Here is a 16296-nt window from a genome sequence, read left to right on the forward strand (position 1 = left end):
CGCCGTCGCGCGGTCAGCCGGTGAGCCGGGCCAGCTCCTCGTCGACGATGGACTCGTCGAGCTTGCGGAACACCGGCTTCGGCGCGGCCAGCGGTCGGCCGACCTCGACCGGGGTGGACTCCCACCGGGCACCGTCGCGGTAGTCACCGGTGAGGATCGGGTACGCCGGACCGGCGTCGAGGTCGTCGACCTCGACGATCCGGGGCATCGGCGCGTGTACGCCGGTGCCGCCGAGCAGCTCGTGGATCTTCTGCGCCGAGTGTGGCAGGAACGGGGTGAGCAGGGTGTTCGCGTCCGTCACGACCTGCAGGGCGACGTGCAGAACGGTGCCCATCCGGGGCTTGTCCGCCTCTCCCTTGAGCTTCCACGGGGCCTGGTCGGACAGGTAGCGGTTGGCCTCGGCGACCACCCGCATCGCCTCCCCGATCGCCTGCTTCTGCCGGTGCCGTTCGATCAGGGCACCGACCGTACCGAACGCGGCCCGGCTGGTCGCCAGCAGCGCCTCGTCGGCGGCGGTCAGCCCGGCCGGGTCGACCGGCGGGATGGCGCCGAAGTTCTTCGCGGCCATCGAGATCGACCGGTTGACCAGGTTGCCCCAGTCGTTGACCAGTTCGTCGTTGTTGCGGCGCCGGAACTCGGCCCAGGTGAAGTCGGTGTCCTGGCTCTCCGGGCCGGCCACGGCGATGAAGTAGCGCAGCGCGTCGGCGTCGTAGCGGGCCAGGAAGTCCCGCACGTAGATGACCACCTGGCGGGAGGAGGAGAACTTACGCCCCTCCATGGTCAGGAACTCGCTGGAGACCACCTCAGTGGGCAGGTTGAGCCGGCCGAGCCGACCGGAGTCGCCGCCGTGGTCGCCCTCGCCGGAGTAGCCGAGCAGCAGCGATGGCCAGATCACCGAGTGGAAGACGATGTTGTCCTTGCCCATGAAGTAGTACGCGCGAGCGTCCTTGCCCTGTGCGTCCGCTGTCCACCAGCGGCGCCAGGCGTCCGGGTCACCGGACCGCCGGGCCCACTCGATCGAGGCCGACAGGTAGCCGATCACCGCGTCGAACCAGACGTAGATCCGCTTGTCGCCGCGCTCGCGCCAGCCGTCCAGCGGGATCGGCACGCCCCACTCCAGGTCCCGGGTGATCGCCCGGGGCTGCAGGTCGTCGAGCAGGTTACGGGAGAACCGCAGCACGTTGGGCCGCCAGCCGTCGCGGGTGTCCAGCCACTTGCCGAGTGCCTCGGCGAACGCCGGCAGGTCGAGGAAGAAATGCTCGGTCTCGACGAAGTTCGGCGTCTCCCCGTTGATCTTGGAGCGCGGGTCGAGCAGCTGGACCGGGTCGAGCTGGTTGCCGCAGTTGTCGCACTGGTCGCCCCGGGCGGCGTCGTAGCCGCAGATCGGGCAGGTGCCCTCGATGTAGCGGTCCGGCAGGGTGCGACCGGTCGACGGGGAGATCGCGCCGAGGGTGGTCTTCGCAACGATGTAGCCGTTGCGGTGCAACGTCTCGAACAGCTCCTGGACCACCTGATAGTGGTTGCCGGTGGTGGTCCGGGTGAACAGGTCGTAGGACAGGCCGAGCCCGTGCAGGTCCTCGACGATCACCCGGTTGTACCGGTCGGCCAGCTCACGCGGCTTGAGCCCTTCGCTGTCGGCCTGCACCTGGATCGGGGTGCCGTGCTCGTCGGTGCCGGAGATCATGAGCACGTCGTGGCCGGCCATCCGCATGTACCGGCTGAACACGTCGGAGGGCACCCCGAAACCGGAGACGTGGCCGATGTGGCGGGGCCCGTTGGCGTAGGGCCAGGCGACCGCCGCGAGAACGTGACTCATGCGACCAGCCTAGTTAGTGTCACCAGGCGTACGCGAACGGGTTGCCGAGCCGCCCGGCGGAGCGCGACACGCCTGGGGGGCTTCGCCCCGGCTCCGCGTAGCGGGGTGTCAAATGGCGGGGTGACCGGGGAACCCAGCATGCCGGAGTCCGACGGGCCGCCTACCGCCCCACCCGCCCGGGAACCGACCGCCTCACCCGCCCGGGAACCGGCGAGCGCTCCCGGGCAGCGTCGGCGGCGGCCGAGCCCCTGGGCGACGGCCGGGCCGGAGGGCACCTGGTGGCACGGCGGCGCACCCGCTGCCGGCGCACCGGCCACACCGGTCATCCCGGATGCCGGCGAGCCAGCCGACAGCGTCACACCAGCCGACAGCGTCACACCAGCCGACAGCGGACCTGGCGACACCGGTAGCGCAGCCGGCAACGGCAGACCGGCGGGCAACGGCCGGCCGACACCGGTGGCGGAGCGGCCGCCGAGCCGTTCGGCCCGTCGCCCGGTCGCCCGTCAGCGGCGGACGAGGGTCCGGCGTACCCGCCGACCGGCGACCGGCATCGCCTGGATCGTGGTCGTCGCGGCGGCGGCGGCGTTCCTCGGTTGGGTCAGCGCCGAACCGCTGTGGCTGGCCGTCGGCCGGGGCGTCACCGGCACCGCGACGGTCACCGACTGCACCGGCGACGGGTACGGCCGACGGTGCCTCGGCGAGTTCGCCGCGCAGACCGGCTTCACCGTCGACCGGGTACGGCTGTTCGGCGTACCGCCGGTTGACCAGGCCGCCGGCGCCGAGCTGACCGCCCGGATGTTGCACCGCGAACGGGACACCGCGTACGTCGTTGCCGACCTGGTCGTGCTGCACCTGCGGTGGTCGGTCGGCTGGGGGCTGACCGTGCTGCTCGGCGTACTGCTGATCTGGGGCAGCGGTGCTCGCCGGCTGGCCACTGCGACGGCCCGCCGGGGTGCCACCGTCGCCGCGTTGCTGGCACCGGTCCTGCTGGCCGCCGGGTTCCTGGCCGCCGCCTGGACCGGCTGACATCGACCGACCGGAGCAGGGCTGCGACCGCTCAGGGGCGCATGGCATCGACGACCCGAAATATATTCTTCGGCGGGGAGGTCCCGCGACGTCGGGCGGCGGCCTACGATCACGGGGTGATCTCGGCGGCAGCTTCGGACGCGGCAAGCGGTGAACCAGCGGTGACGGCGACAGCGGACCGGCCGGTCCGTCCACCGGACGCCGGACCGGCGGGGACTCACCCGGCCGACACCGGCCCGACCGGGCCGTCGGAACCGACCGGCGGGAACGGGCTGCCGTCCGTGGTCCGCCGCCGGCTGGCGCCGCTGGACAACTGGCTGGAGCCGTGGTCCTGGCTGGCCACCGCCGTGGTGGTGACGATCGCCGGCGTACTGCGGCTGGTCAACCTGAGTCACCCGCCGGGCCTGATCTTCGACGAGCTCTACTACGCCAACGAGGCCAACGAGCTGCGCCAGTACGGCTTCGAGTGGGACGAGACCAACAACACCCCGGCGTACGTGGTGCATCCGCCACTCGGCAAGTGGATCATCTCGTTGGGCGTCCGCTGGTTCGGCTTCACCGAGTTCGGCTGGCGGATCGCGGCGGCGGTCGCCGGCATCCTGATGGTGCTGATCATCACCCGGACGGCCCGGCGGTTGTTCCGCTCCACCACCCTCGGTTGCACGGCCGGGCTGCTGCTCGCTTTGGACGGCTTCCACCTAGTGCTGTCCCGGACCGCCCTGCTCGACATCTTCCTCGCGTTCTTCGTGCTCGCCGCCTTCGCCGCGCTGGTCGTCGACCGGGACTGGAGTCGGCGACGATGGCTGCGGGCGGTCGACGACGGGCTCGATCCGACTCTTCCGGGCCGCGCCGGCCGACCGCCGTTCGCCGTACCGTGGTGGCGGCTGATCGCGGCGCTGCTGCTCGGCTGCGGTCTCGCCGTCAAGTGGAGCGCGCTGTGGTTCATCCCGGTGTTCGGCCTGCTGGTGATCTGGTGGGAGGCCGGTGCCCGTCGGTCCGCCGGGGTCCGCCGGCCGTGGCGGGACGCGGCGCTCGGCGAGATCGGCTGGCTGGTCCTCGGCGGGGTGCTGATCCTCGGCACCTACCTCGCCAGCTGGTCGGGCTGGCTGCTGACCGACGGCGGCTACCTACGGCACTACCGGGCGGACAACGGCATGTCCGAGGCACCGGTCATCGGCGCCCTGCAGAACCTCTGGCACTACCACACCCAGGCGTACGGCTTCCACAGCACCTTGGAGACGGAGCACCGCTACCAGTCGTGGCCGTGGCAGTGGCTGCTGCTGGGCCGCCCGGTCGCCTTCCACTGGACCGACCAGACCGCCTGCGGAGCACCCAGCTGCGCCGAGGAGGTGCTGCTGCTGGGCACTCCGCTGCTGTGGTGGTCGTTCCTGCCGGCCCTGGCGGCGCTGGTCTGGCTCGGTATCGCCCGGCGGGACTGGCGGGCCGGGGCGATCCTCGCCGGGGTGGCCGCCGGGCTGCTGCCGTGGTTCTACTATGCCGCCGAGGGCCGGACGATGTTCTCCTTCTACACCGCGCCAGCGCTGCCGTTCCTGGTCCTCGCGGTGACCTATGTGCTCGGTGCGATCGTCACACCGTCCGGCGCGACGGCGGTCGCCGATCCGGCCGGCAACGACCGGCGGTTGATCGGCGCGGTGGTCGCCGGTACCTACGTCCTGCTGGTCGCCGTCTGCTTCGCGTACTTCTACCCGATCTTCGTCGGTGAGCCGCTGCCGTACGACGACTGGTCGGCGCGGATGTGGCTCGGCGGACGCTGGATCTGACCAGCACGGCCGGCCCGCTCCCGGCCCGCTGCCCGTCCGGTGGCCGACGGCCGCCGGACGGCTGCCGTCAGCCGATCGTGGACTCACCTGACCCATATCTCCACTGTGATCAGCAACGTCGACTGAAACAGCAGGTGGGCGAGGATGCCGGAGAGCATTGGAAGATAAAAGAAGCGCGCCCCGATCGCCTGCCACGGGGGAAGCGGGCGATAGGGGCGCGCATGAAAAGCTTAACCAGGTCGACCCCTGCCGCACAACGGGCCAGGCAAGGCTAGTTTGCGGTTCAGCACGGAACGGAACAACCACCAAAAGCGACATCCACTGTCATAGTCAGCGAAAGCGGCGGCGAAGGCTGCGCCGGTTCTGCCCCGGTGCGCTGCGGTCGATCCGGCGAAGCGCCAGCTCCGAGTCACGGCGACGCTGATCGGCCAGGTCGCTGAAGGTCAGCACCAGGCCGCGTACCCCCGGCACCCGCCGCAGGTCCCGGCACCGCACCTCGAGCAGCACGTGGCTGCCGTCCGGCCGGCGCAGCACCCACTGGTCACCCACCGCCGAACCGTCGTCCCGGTCGCCGGCCGCGCCGAGGGTCCGGGACACCTGTGCCTGATCGGCGGGGTGCACCAGGTCCCGCCAGTCGGCGAGGACCGCCGGCTCGATGCCGAACAACCGGCCGCACGGCGGACTCGCGTACCGGATCCGGTCGTCCGCTCCGACGATCACCACCGCGTCGCCGGCGGTGCCCGCGACCAGGTTGAGGTACCGATCCCGGTCCCGGCGGGCGGCGTCCTCGGTCGCGGCGATCCGGTGCAGGGCCAGCGCCGCCTGAGCGACGACCACCTCGATCGCGTCCCGGCTCGCGGACAGCACCCCGTCCGCCGCCCCGACCAGCAGCGCGGTACCGGTCCCGGCGGACGGGGCCGGCGCGGCCAGGTCGCTCTGGTGGCAGTCCTGGCCGGCCAGGGCTGCCACCAGGGCGGCCGGTGCCGGGGCGAGCCGGTCGGCCAGGTCGGGATGCAACAGCCGGGTCGGCATGATCCGGGTACGCCGCCGCGCCGCGTCCACCGGCAACGGATCGTCGACGACGACCTGTGGCTGCCAGTCGGCCACCGACTCCGGGTCGGGCGGCTCGCCGTCGGCCCCCGCCACCGGGTGACGCACGGCGAACAGGATCCGGTGATCGGTCCCGGCCGGCAGCAGTTCGCCGACCGACCGGCGGACCATCTCGGCCACCTGCGCGGTCGTGGTGGCCGACAGCAGCCGCATCCCGGCCCTGCGCAGCGACCGTTCCCGGTGCACCGCGGCCCGCTGCCCGGTCACCGAATCGACCACCCGGGTCACCGCGAGCAACGTGGTGAGACCGGCCGCCGCGGCGGTGACCAGCCCGTCGGGCAGCTCGGCCGGATCTCCGGCGAACGCCTGGATCACCAGCAGGAACGGCACGGTCAGGCAGGTGATCGTCAACAGACCGACCCGCATCGCGGCGATGTCGTCCGGGCCCGGGTCGGACGGCGTGGCCAGCCGGGCCATGTTCGGATGCAGGGCGGCGACCCCCCAGCTGACGTAGAAGACGTACCAGCCGAGCTCGGCCGGGTGCCCCGGCTGCCATCCGGCGTTGAGTTCGGCCGCCGCGTACCAGACGTCGGCGGCCAGCATGCCGGCCGCGCCGACGGCCAGCCCGATCACCGTCGGATCCCGCCAGGCGGCGGCCGCCAGGCGCAGCATCACCACGACGACCAGCACCCCACCGAGGCCGTGCACGGCCAGCAGCGCCTTCTCCATCGCTGACAGATCCACATCGGTCAACGCCGGGCCGACCACCAGGGTCCAGGTGACCAGGCCGGTCACCACGACCAGCACCAGGGTGTCCGGCAGAGCGGACCGGTCCCACAACGCCACCACCGTGGTCCGGGTCAGGCTGAGCACCCCGGCCGCGAGCAGGCCGAACGTCGCCAGGTAGGCGGCGTCGGCGATCAGCGACAGGGCGTCGCCGGCCGCACCCGCCGTACGCCGCGACAGCTCGTAGTGGACGCCGCCGACCGCCAACGCCCCGGCGCCGCCGGCCAGCAGCAGCCAGGGAAGCCGGCGGGGCGGCCGGTGCCGGTGAATTCCCCACCCGACCGCGGTCACGCTGACCACGCCGCTCGCTCCCCACCAGACGGCGGCGGCGCCTGGTGCCCAGAAGACCGCCACACCCAGGACAGTCTGCACCGCGAGGTAACCGGTCAGGACGCGCCGTGGCACCGGGGACTCCTTCAACCATTGGCCGGCCGCCGGACCGCGGACCGCACCGACCCCCGGCTACAGCATGAGGGCCGGCGCGGGCCGGCACAACATCGGCTCGGGCAGCAGTACGCGGAACACGGCACCACCGCCCGGCCGGTCGTACAGTTCGATCCGGCCGGCGTGACCATCCACGATGGCCGCGACGATCGCCAGCCCGAGCCCGGATCCGCCGCCCCGCGCCCGGGTACGGCTGGGATCCACCCGGTACAGCCGCTCGAAGACCCGCCCGGCGTGCGCCACCGGCACGCCGGGACCGGTGTCGGCCACCTCGATCACCGCCAACGGCGCGTCCGCCGGCAGGTCCTGCCCGACCGCTGCGAGCGGCCGGTCCGGCCGGGCACCGCCGGCGCCGGCCGGCAGATACCCCACCCGCACGGTGATCTCGGCCGTCGGCGGGGTGTGCTGCAGCGCGTTCGCCACCAGGTTCGCGGCCACCTGGCGCAGCGCCGGCTCGTCCCCGGGCACCGAGACCGGCTGCAGGTCGGGTACGGCGGCGCCGACCGGGCCGGCCGGTGCCATCCGAACGCGGCGGTCGGGGGCCCGCGCGTACGCGTCGCGGATCGTGTCGGCGGCGACCGCGAGCAGATCCACCGGTCGGCGCACCGGCTGCCGACGCTGGTCGAGCCGGGCCAGCAGCAGCAGGTCCTCCACCAGCAGCCCCATCCGGGCCGCCTCCGCCTCGATCCGGCGCATCGCCTCGTCGAGCTCCGGGCCGGGCGTCGCCCCGCCCCGCCGGTACAGTTCGGCGAACCCCCGGATCGAGGTGAGCGGGGTGCGCAGTTCGTGCGACGCGTCCGCGACGAACTGCCGGAGTCGCTGCTCCGAGGCGGTCCGGGCGGCGACCTCGGCCCCGATCCGGTCCAGCATCGAGTTCAGCGCGCCGCCGAGCCGGCCGACCTCGGTGTGCGGGTCGGCGTCGAGGACCCGCCGGGACAGGTTGCCGCCGGTGATCTCGGCGGAGATGCGTTCCATCCGGGTCAGCGGCCGCAGCCCGAGCCGGACCGTCGCGGCCGCGACCAGACCGAGCAGGACCAGGATCAGCAGCACCACCGCGACGTCGATCATGAGTAGCGTGTCGGCGGTCGCGTCGACCTGACGCAGCGAGACGCCGACCACCGCCAGCCCGCCGTCGGCGCGGGTCACCGCGAGCACCCGCCAGGATCCGTCACCGTCAGCGGCGGGCACGGTGTACGGGCGGCGGACATCGGCCCGCTCGACCAGCGCCGGATAGTCGTCCAACGCCGGCAGGGCGGCATCCGGGTCCGAGGAGAACTGCTGGGTGATGGTCCCGTCGGCGTCGTACAGCAGGACCGACTGGGCCGGTTGCAGGGAGGCACCGGGGAACGGCCGGGGTCGGGGACCGTCCGGGTCGAGGGTGGGCGGCACAGATCCGGCGTACGGTCGGCTCATCAGCCGCAGCTGCTCGTCGAGCCGGTCGGTCAGGCTCTGCCGCAGCAGGACCAGACCGGCCGTGTTGGCCAGCAGCAGGGCGACGGCGGTAAGGACGGCGGTAGCCAGCACCAGCCGGGACCGCAGCGTCCAGTGCGACCACCGCCGTACCGTGACCCGGGAGCGGAACCGTTTCAGGTGCCGCATCAGCCACCGCCCGACCGGGGCAGCCGCAGCGTGTAGCCGACCCCTCGGACGGTGTGGATCAGCGCCGGCTCGTGCTGGTCGATCTTCTTTCGCAGGTAGTAGACGTACGATTCGACGATCCGGCCGTCGCCGTCGAAGTCGTAGCTCCACACCCGGTCCAGGATCTGGCTCTTGCTGACCACCCGGCCGGCGTTGACCAGCAGATACCGCAGCAGGTTGAACTCGGTCGGCGACAGGTCGACGCGCTGGCCGGCCCGGCGTACCTCGTGGGCGTCCTCGTCGAGCTCCAGGTCGGCGTAGCGCAGCACCCGGTCGGTCGGCTCGGGCTCGTCGACGACACCGCTGCGCCGCAGGATCGCCCGGATCCGCAGCACCACCTCCTCCAGGCTGAACGGCTTGGCGACGTAGTCGTCGGCTCCGACGGTCAGCCCGGCGATCCGGTCCTGCACCGCGTCCCGCGCGGTCAGGAACAGCACGGGTACGTGCCGACGGCCGCCCCGGCGCATCGTCCGGGCCACCTCGAAGCCGTCCAGATCCGGCATCATCACGTCGAGGACCACCAGATCCGGCTCGAACTCCTCGATCGCCACCAGGGCGGCGCGGCCGCCGTCGACCACCCGGACGTCGAACCGGATCAGCCGCAACGTGGCGGCGAGCAGGGCGCAGATGTTCGGCTCGTCGTCGACGACCAGGATCCGGGGAGCCCGGTCCGGTCCGGCGTCGGCTGCCCGGCCGATCTCGGCGGATGAGGTCATTCACCATGCATACCGGCGGAGTCTCGGAGCCGACTGGGAGCCAGCTGTGGGTACGCGGTCAGTCGCCCGCCGCTGCCCGGACCAGCCAGCCACCTCGCATACCTCCAGTCGGGCACCTGCCGTACACCTGGAGTTCGCAGTTCGTTCCGAGGTTGTTTTGATCTGCGTGGTGTTTCCTCACCTTCGCACCGAATCCGCCCTACTTGAAGGTGAGGACTTGCCTATGCGCCCCGAATCGGCGGCACCGACGGCGAAAATTTCCGCAGCCGGATCCGGCGCTGAACAGTCCGGACACGCCCTGCGCGGCGCCACCCGGTTGCACGCCTTCAACCGGTACGAGATCAAGTACCTCGTCGACAACGCGGCGGTGCCCGCGCTGCGCGAGCGGCTCGCCCGACGGCTCGACCGGGACAGCCACGCCGGGACCACCGGGTACGGGGTGTGGAGCGTCTACTACGACACCGACGACCTGCGCTTCTACTGGGAGAAGATCGAAGGTCTGCGGTTCCGGCGGAAGATCCGGGTCCGGCACTACGGCGACCGGACCGGCATCGACGACGACACGACCGTGTACGTGGAGATCAAGCAGCGGATCAACCGGGTGACTCAGAAACGGCGGATCGCCGTGCCGTACCGGCTCGCACGCCAGCTCTGCGACGCCCGCGCCATGATCGAACACTCCGAGCCGCAGCGGGCCTTCGTGCAGGAGGTGCTCGGACTGGTCAGCCGGCTGGATCTGCGTCCGATGGCGATCACCGGCTACCAGCGGCAGGCGTTCGTCGGGTCCGGCGCCGACCTGGGGCTGCGGGTCACTCTGGACACCCGGGTACGCGGCCGCGACCGGGACTTCCACCTGGGTGCCGACGCCGAGAACCGGTTCATCGTGCCGCCGTCGCGTTCGATCATGGAGGTGAAGGCGAACGAGCGGGTCCCGTACTGGCTGACCGACCTCGCCGCCGAGGCCAACCTGTCGGTGGTCCGGGTCAGCAAGTACTGCCAGAGCGTGGAGGCGTTCGGCCGGGCACCCCGGTCGGTGTTCCACGTCCCGGACGACGAACCCGCACCGGTCGTGGACCGGTCGGATCACGAACTGCTCACCATCGGTGCATCGGCGAAAGACTGAATCGACGTGGAAATCACCTTCCAGGACCTGTCCAGCACGTTCAGCCTGGGCGACATCGCCGCGTCCCTCGCGCTGTCGTTCGTGCTCAGCGCGATCATCGGCTGGGTCTACCGGGCCACCCACCGCAACGTCTCGTACAGCCAGTCGTACGTACAGACCTTGATCATCCTCGGCATGCTGATCTCGTTGATCATGCTGGTCGTCGGCTCCAACATCGCCCGCGCGTTCGCGCTGGTCGGCGCGCTGTCGGTGGTCCGCTTCCGCAACGCGATCAAGGAAACCCGCGACGTCGGCTTCATCTTCCTGGTGATGGGCATCGGGATGGCCTGCGGCACCCGGTTCTACCTGCTCGCGGTGATCGCGACGGTCGCCATCTGCCTGATCATCGTGGTGATGTACCGCTTCAACTGGTTCGCGCTGAACGTGCAACGGCAGGTGGTCAAGGTGCAGATGCCGCCGGACGGCGACCACACCCAGGCGATCCAGGACGTGCTGCTGCGGCTGACCTCCGAGTTCGAGCTGGTGAGCATGGAATCGATCCGGGGCGGAGCGTTGACCGAGTTGATGTACACGGTCCGGCTGAAGAAGGGTTCCGAACCAGGTGAGCTGATCGCGGCGTTGAGCGAGCTGACCGCCGGGCAGCGGGTCACCGTACTCACCGGCTACGACCAGACGGACCTGTGATGGCCCGCCGACGACTACGGCATCGGATACCGGTCCGGATCCGGCACAACTACCGGCTGCTGGCCGCCTGCGCGACCTTCCTGCTGGTGATCACGGTCGTGCTGGGCAGCACCCGGATTCGGCCCTACGTCACCAGCGCGGCCGACAGCGCGACGGATCCGGTCACGATCGACATCGCCGGCGCCGTCGACCTGTTCGACTCGACGGTGGCACACGAGTTCTCGTTGGTCTTCCGCGACGACGACTACCAACGGCTGCTCGACGCCTACTTCGACGACGGCGAGAAGGAGTACCTGGAGGCCGACCTCGTCGTCGACGGGACCACGATTCCGAGCGTGGGCATCCGGCTCAAGGGCAACTCCACGCTGGGCGGGCTGACCCGCGACGGGGAGACCGCCCAGCGTGCCGGCGGCCAGTTCGGCGGGGGCGAAGGCCAGCCCGGCGGCGGCCGGCAGGGCGGCAACGGGCCCGGTGGTGGCATGGGCATGGCCGGGCTCGCGGCCGAGGAGCCGGAGACCCTGCCCTGGTTGATCAGCTTCGACGAGTTCGTTGACGGCCGGCGCTACCAGGGGCTGCAGGAGGTCGCGGTGCGCGTCGGCGGGATGGGCGGCGGTGCCGCCGTCGCCAACGAGGCGTTGGCGCTGTCCCTGCTGGCCACCGCCGGAATGACCACCCAGCGGTACGCGTACACCTCGTTCACCGTCAACGACCGGCCGACCACCGCTCGGCTCGTCGTCGAGCACCCGGACGAGCAGTACGCCGCCGGGGTCGGCACAAGCGGGGTGCTCTACAAGTCGCTGGCTTCCGGGTCGTTCGACTACCAGGGCGAGGATCTGGTCGAGTACCAGGACGACTTCAAGCAGATCAACCTGACCGGCAGTCAGGATCTGCAGCCGGTGATCAACCTGATCCGCTGGTTGTCCGAGGCCTCGGACGAGGAGTTCGACGCCGAACTGCCCGACCATGTCGACGTCGAGTCATTCGCCCGCTACGTCGCCGCGCAGAACCTGCTGCTCAACTTCGACGACATGGCCGGCCCGGGGCGCAACTACTACCTGTACTACGACCTGGACACCCGCAAGTTCACGGTGATCAGCTGGGACCACAACCTGACGTTCAGCGGTGACGCCAGTTCCGGGCCGCACGACGCCATCGGCATGGGCGACTTCGGCCGGCCGGGCACCGCACAGGAGGGCGGCCAGCCCGGCACCGGGTTCCAACCACCGGAGGGTTTCCAACCACCCGAAGGCTTCCAACCACCGGGCGGCGGGGAGCAGGAAGGCGGCGGGCCGGGGGGTCGGATGATGGGGCACCCGCTCAAGGAGCGTTTCCTGGCCAGCGAGGCGTTCACCGAGGTGTACGAGGCCGCGTACCGCGACCTCTACCAGCAGATGTACGCCAGCGGCGCGGCGACCGCCACGCTGGACGGCCTGGCCGCCGTGCTGACCACCGTCGACGGCCAGGACGCCCAGGCAGCGACCGACGAGCTCGACCAACTGCGGGCCCTGGTCACCGAGCGCACCGAAAGCCTGCGTGACCAGGTCTGAGTGCGGGTTCCGACCGTAGAGTGGCCGTAGTACCCGCAACCGCCGCGTCAGCAGAGAGGATCCGCCGATGGCGAAGCCCCCGCTACCGCAACATCTGATCGAGATGTTGGAACGGCCGAATCCAGCGGTGATGGGCACGGTGAATCCAGCCGGGGCACCAGTGACCGTGGCGACCTGGTATCGGTGGATCGACGGCCGGGTGCTGCTGAATCTCGACGCCAGCCGCAAACGGTTGGCGCATCTGCGGACGGATCCACGGGTGTCGCTGACCGTGCTGGACGACGAGTCCTGGTATCGGCACGTCAGTCTGCACGGCAGCGTCACCCTGGTCGACGACCCCGACCTGACCGACATCGACCTGCTGGCGCGGCACTACACCGGGGACCCCTACCCGAGCCGGGAGAGCCCACGGGTCTCGGCCTGGCTCGCCGTGGACAGCTACCACGCCTGGGGCCTGAAAGGCTGACCGGCCGTCGGTGAGACCGGCGTGTCCGGCCGGCGCGGGCCGGGGCAGGATACCGGCCGTTCGGCCGGCCTGGGTGGGGCAAATAGAATGGCCCGGAATCATCCGCCGCCGGTCCGGGCCGCTCGACCCGCCGGCCGTCTCCGACCTGGGGACTCCGATCTGGGGAGTAATCGTGCTGACGATGCAGGACGCGCTGGCCCGCCTCGCGGCGTACTGGGCCGAGCAGGGTTGCCTGACGGTCCAGCCGATGAACACCGAGGTCGGCGCCGGCACGCTGAACCCGGCCACGTTCCTGCGGGTGCTCGGACCGGAGCCGTGGCGGGTCGCCTACGTCGAGCCGTCGGTGCGCCCGGACGACGCCCGGTACGGCGAGAACCCGAACCGGATCCAGACCCACACCCAGTTCCAGGTGATCCTCAAGCCGGAGCCGGGCGACGCGCAGGAGCTCTACCTGGGCAGCCTGGCCGCGCTCGGTATCGACGTGGCCGCGCACGACGTGCGCTTCGTCGAGGACAACTGGGCCTCGCCGGCGCTGGGCGCCTGGGGTCTGGGCTGGGAGGTCTGGCTGGACGGGCTGGAGATCACCCAGTTCACCTACTTTCAACAGGCCGGTGGGATCAACCTCGAGGTGCCGTCGGTGGAGATCACCTACGGCATCGAGCGGATCATGATGGCGTTGCAGGGGGTCCGCCACTTCAAGGAGATCGGGTACGCGCCGGGCATCTCCTACGGCGAGATCTTCGGCCCCGGCGAGTACGAGATGTCCCGCTACTACCTCGACGACGCCGATGTCGCCACCAACCGGCAACTGCTCGACCTGTACGCCGCCGAGGCGCAACGGATGATCGACGCCGGGCTGCCGGTGCCGGCGCACAGCTTCGTGCTCAAGTGCTCGCAGGCGTTCAACGTGCTGGATGCGCGGGGCGCGGTCTCCACCGCCGAGCGGGCCACCGAGTTCGCCCGGATGCGCCGGCTGGCCGGCGAGGTGGCGCAGCTGTGGGTGCGCCGCCGCGACGAGCTGGGCCACCCACTCGGCGTGGTGCCGCCGGCACCAGCCGGGCAGGCCGACGGACCGGCCGCGCAGCCCGGTGAGTCGGACCCGGTCCGGCAGCTGGTGTTCGAGATCGGCACCGAGGAGATGCCGCCGTCGGAGGTCCGCTCGGCCCGCCAGCAGGTCGCGAAGCTGGTCGCCAACCGGTTGGCGGCCACCCGGCTGGCGCACGGCGACGTCCGGGTGCTGGCCACCCCGCGCCGGCTGGTCGCGATCGTCGACGCGGTCGCCGCCCGCGAGCCCGACCACACCCGCACGGTACGCGGACCGAAGGTCGCCGCCGGGTTCCGCCCGGACGGCACGCCCACCCCGGCGGCGGCGGGCTTCGCCCGTTCCCAGGGGATCGAGGTGGCCGACCTGGCCCGGGTGGAGATCGGCGGCGTACCGCATCTGGCGGTGCTGCGCGACGAGCCGGGCCGCACCGCGACGCAGGTCCTCACCGAGGTGCTCGCCGGGGTGGTGACCGGACTGCGGTCGGCGAAGAACATGCGGTGGCGGGATCCGCAGCTGGCGTTCACCCGTCCGGTCCGCTGGCTGCTGGCGCTCTGGGGTGACGTGGTGGTGCCGGTCGAGGTGTCCACGCTGGCCGCCGGCCGGACCACCCGGGTGCACCGGACCGCCGCGACGGCGACCGTCGAGGTGGCCGACGCCGAGAGCTACCTGGCGACGGTCCGTGACGCCGGCATCGTGGTGGACCCGGCCGAACGCCGGACGATCGTCACCGCCGCCGCCGGTGAGCTGGCCGCCGGCGTCGGCGGTCGGGTCGACCTGGCCGCCGAGGCCGGTCTGCTCACCCAGGTGGTGGACCTGATCGAGCAGCCCACGCCGCTGCTCGGCGGGTTCGAGGAACGCTACCTGGAGCTGCCCGAGGCGGTGCTGGCCACGGTGATGCGCAAACATCAGCGGTACCTGCCGGTGCGGGGCGCGGACGGTGCCCTGTTGCCGCACTTCGTGGCGGTCGCCAACGGCGCTATCGACACCGATCTGGTACGGGCCGGCAACGAGGCGGTGCTGCGGGCCCGGTACGAGGACGCGGCGTTCTTCTACCGCGCCGACCGGGCCACCCCGCTAGCCGAGCTGCGGTCCCGGCTGAACCGGTTGACCTTCACCGACAAGCTGGGGTCGATGGCGGACCGGGCCGACCGGATCGCCGGGCTGGCCGGTGACCTGGCCGAGATGATCGCGTTGTCCGATGCGGACCGGTCGACCTTGGGCCGCGCGGCCGAGCTGGTCAAGTTCGACCTCGGTTCGCAGATGGTCACCGAGATGACCAGTCTCGCCGGGGTGATGGCCCGCGACTACGCCGAACACTCCGGGGAGCCGGCGGCGGTCGCTCAGGCGGTGTTCGAGGCCGAGCTGCCGCGCAGCACCGGCGACCAGTTGCCGCAGTCGCTGCCGGGGGCGCTGCTCTCGCTGGCCGACCGGCTGGATCTGGTGACCGGGCTGGCCGCCACGGTCGGCATGCCGACCGGCAGCAGCGATCCGTTCGCGATCCGGCGGGCGGTACTGGGGCTGCTGGCGGTGCACCGCAGCCAGCCTGGGCTGGCCGGGGTCTCGCTGGCCGCCGGGCTGGCGGCTGCCGCCCGGCGGCAGCCGGTGCCGGTCGACGACGCGGTGCTGGCCGAGATCGTCGAGTTCCTGACCCGCCGGGTGGAGCAGCTGCTGACCGAGGAGGGCCAGCCGGTGGACCGGGTCCGCGCGGTGCTGGCGCACGCCGACCGGCCGCAGCTGGTCGACCGGCTGCTGACCCAGCTGGACCGGCTGCTGGCCGACGAGCAGTTCCGGGCGCTTGCCGAGGCGCTGCAGCGGGCCCGGCGAATCGTCCCGGCCGACGTGCCCGCCGAGTACGACCCGGCACTGCTCACCGAGCCGGCCGAGGTACGGCTGCACGAGGTGGTCAAGCAGGTACGGGCCGACCTGGACCACAGCGCGGACCTCGACCGGTTCACCGGGATCGCCGGGCTGCTGACCGCGCCGGTGAACGCCTTCTTCGACGACGTCTTCGTGATGGCCGAGGATCCGCAGCTGCGTCAGGCCCGGCTGGGTCTGCTCGCCACGGTCGCGACGCTCGCCGCCGACGTGCTGGACTGGCCTCAGCTACGGATGTGACTCGGAGGCGCGGTTCGCCAGCCGTGCTACCGTCTGTCAGTCCACACTCGGTGTCGACG

Annotated in this window: 11 protein-coding genes; 7 read left to right on the forward strand and 4 right to left on the reverse strand. The window is 71.5% G+C overall.

Annotation, left to right across the window (positions count from 1 at the left end; all coding sequences use genetic code 11):
- Window positions 1-13: 13 nt before the first annotated feature.
- Window positions 14-1816, reverse strand: coding sequence for a methionine--tRNA ligase (metG, locus tag ACFHWT_RS14990; protein ID WP_416595205.1), 1803 nt, complete (start codon window positions 1814-1816; stop codon window positions 14-16).
- 120 nt (window positions 1817-1936) lie between these two features.
- On the opposite strand from metG, the gene ACFHWT_RS14995 reads away from it, so the two are divergent.
- Window positions 1937-2842, forward strand: a complete 906-nt coding sequence (locus tag ACFHWT_RS14995; protein WP_416595206.1) for a hypothetical protein — start codon at window positions 1937-1939, stop codon at window positions 2840-2842.
- A 41-nt stretch (window positions 2843-2883) separates the two neighbouring features.
- On the forward strand, window positions 2884-4623 hold the full coding sequence (locus ACFHWT_RS15000) for a dolichyl-phosphate-mannose--protein mannosyltransferase (RefSeq protein WP_416595207.1): 1740 nt from the start codon (window positions 2884-2886) through the stop codon (window positions 4621-4623).
- A 330-nt stretch (window positions 4624-4953) separates the two neighbouring features.
- Here ACFHWT_RS15000 and ACFHWT_RS15005 read toward each other — a convergent pair whose 3' ends face one another.
- From ACFHWT_RS15005 to ACFHWT_RS15015, 3 genes are read right to left on the reverse strand one after another with little or no spacing between them, the layout of a single operon-like run.
- Complete coding sequence (locus tag ACFHWT_RS15005; RefSeq protein ID WP_416595208.1) at window positions 4954-6864, reverse strand: hypothetical protein; 1911 nt, start codon at window positions 6862-6864, stop codon at window positions 4954-4956.
- Between the two features lie 57 nt (window positions 6865-6921).
- A complete protein-coding gene (locus ACFHWT_RS15010; protein WP_416595231.1) occupies window positions 6922-8493 on the reverse strand; it encodes a sensor histidine kinase in 1572 nt (523 codons plus the stop codon).
- A gap of 8 nt (window positions 8494-8501) precedes the next feature.
- Window positions 8502-9257 carry a response regulator transcription factor gene (locus ACFHWT_RS15015; protein ID WP_416595209.1) on the reverse strand — a complete coding sequence of 252 codons (756 nt, stop codon included), beginning with the start codon at window positions 9255-9257 and terminating at the stop codon, window positions 8502-8504.
- A gap of 223 nt (window positions 9258-9480) precedes the next feature.
- Between ACFHWT_RS15015 and ACFHWT_RS15020 the strand changes: the two genes are divergently transcribed.
- The 5 genes from ACFHWT_RS15020 to ACFHWT_RS15040 all read left to right on the forward strand — a co-directional run bounded on the left by ACFHWT_RS15020 (window position 9481) and on the right by ACFHWT_RS15040 (window position 16237).
- Window positions 9481-10380 (forward strand): polyphosphate polymerase domain-containing protein, encoded by a 900-nt coding sequence (locus ACFHWT_RS15020; protein WP_416595210.1) that lies wholly within the window; start codon window positions 9481-9483, stop codon window positions 10378-10380.
- A 6-nt stretch (window positions 10381-10386) separates the two neighbouring features.
- Complete coding sequence (locus ACFHWT_RS15025; RefSeq protein ID WP_416595211.1) at window positions 10387-11064, forward strand: DUF4956 domain-containing protein; 678 nt, start codon at window positions 10387-10389, stop codon at window positions 11062-11064.
- Window positions 11064-12611, forward strand: coding sequence for a CotH kinase family protein (locus tag ACFHWT_RS15030; protein ID WP_416595212.1), 1548 nt, complete (start codon window positions 11064-11066; stop codon window positions 12609-12611). Before ACFHWT_RS15025 ends, ACFHWT_RS15030 begins: the two co-directional genes overlap by 1 nt.
- Window positions 12612-12678: 67 nt before the next feature.
- Window positions 12679-13077, forward strand: a complete 399-nt coding sequence (locus ACFHWT_RS15035; protein ID WP_416595213.1) for a TIGR03618 family F420-dependent PPOX class oxidoreductase — start codon at window positions 12679-12681, stop codon at window positions 13075-13077.
- 181 nt (window positions 13078-13258) lie between these two features.
- Window positions 13259-16237, forward strand: coding sequence for a glycine--tRNA ligase (locus tag ACFHWT_RS15040; RefSeq protein ID WP_416595232.1), 2979 nt, complete (start codon window positions 13259-13261; stop codon window positions 16235-16237).
- Window positions 16238-16296: the final 59 nt, after the last annotated feature.

Source organism: Micromonospora sp. LOL_021, assembly GCF_048060215.1.
Taxonomy (GTDB): domain Bacteria; phylum Actinomycetota; class Actinomycetes; order Mycobacteriales; family Micromonosporaceae; genus Micromonospora_E.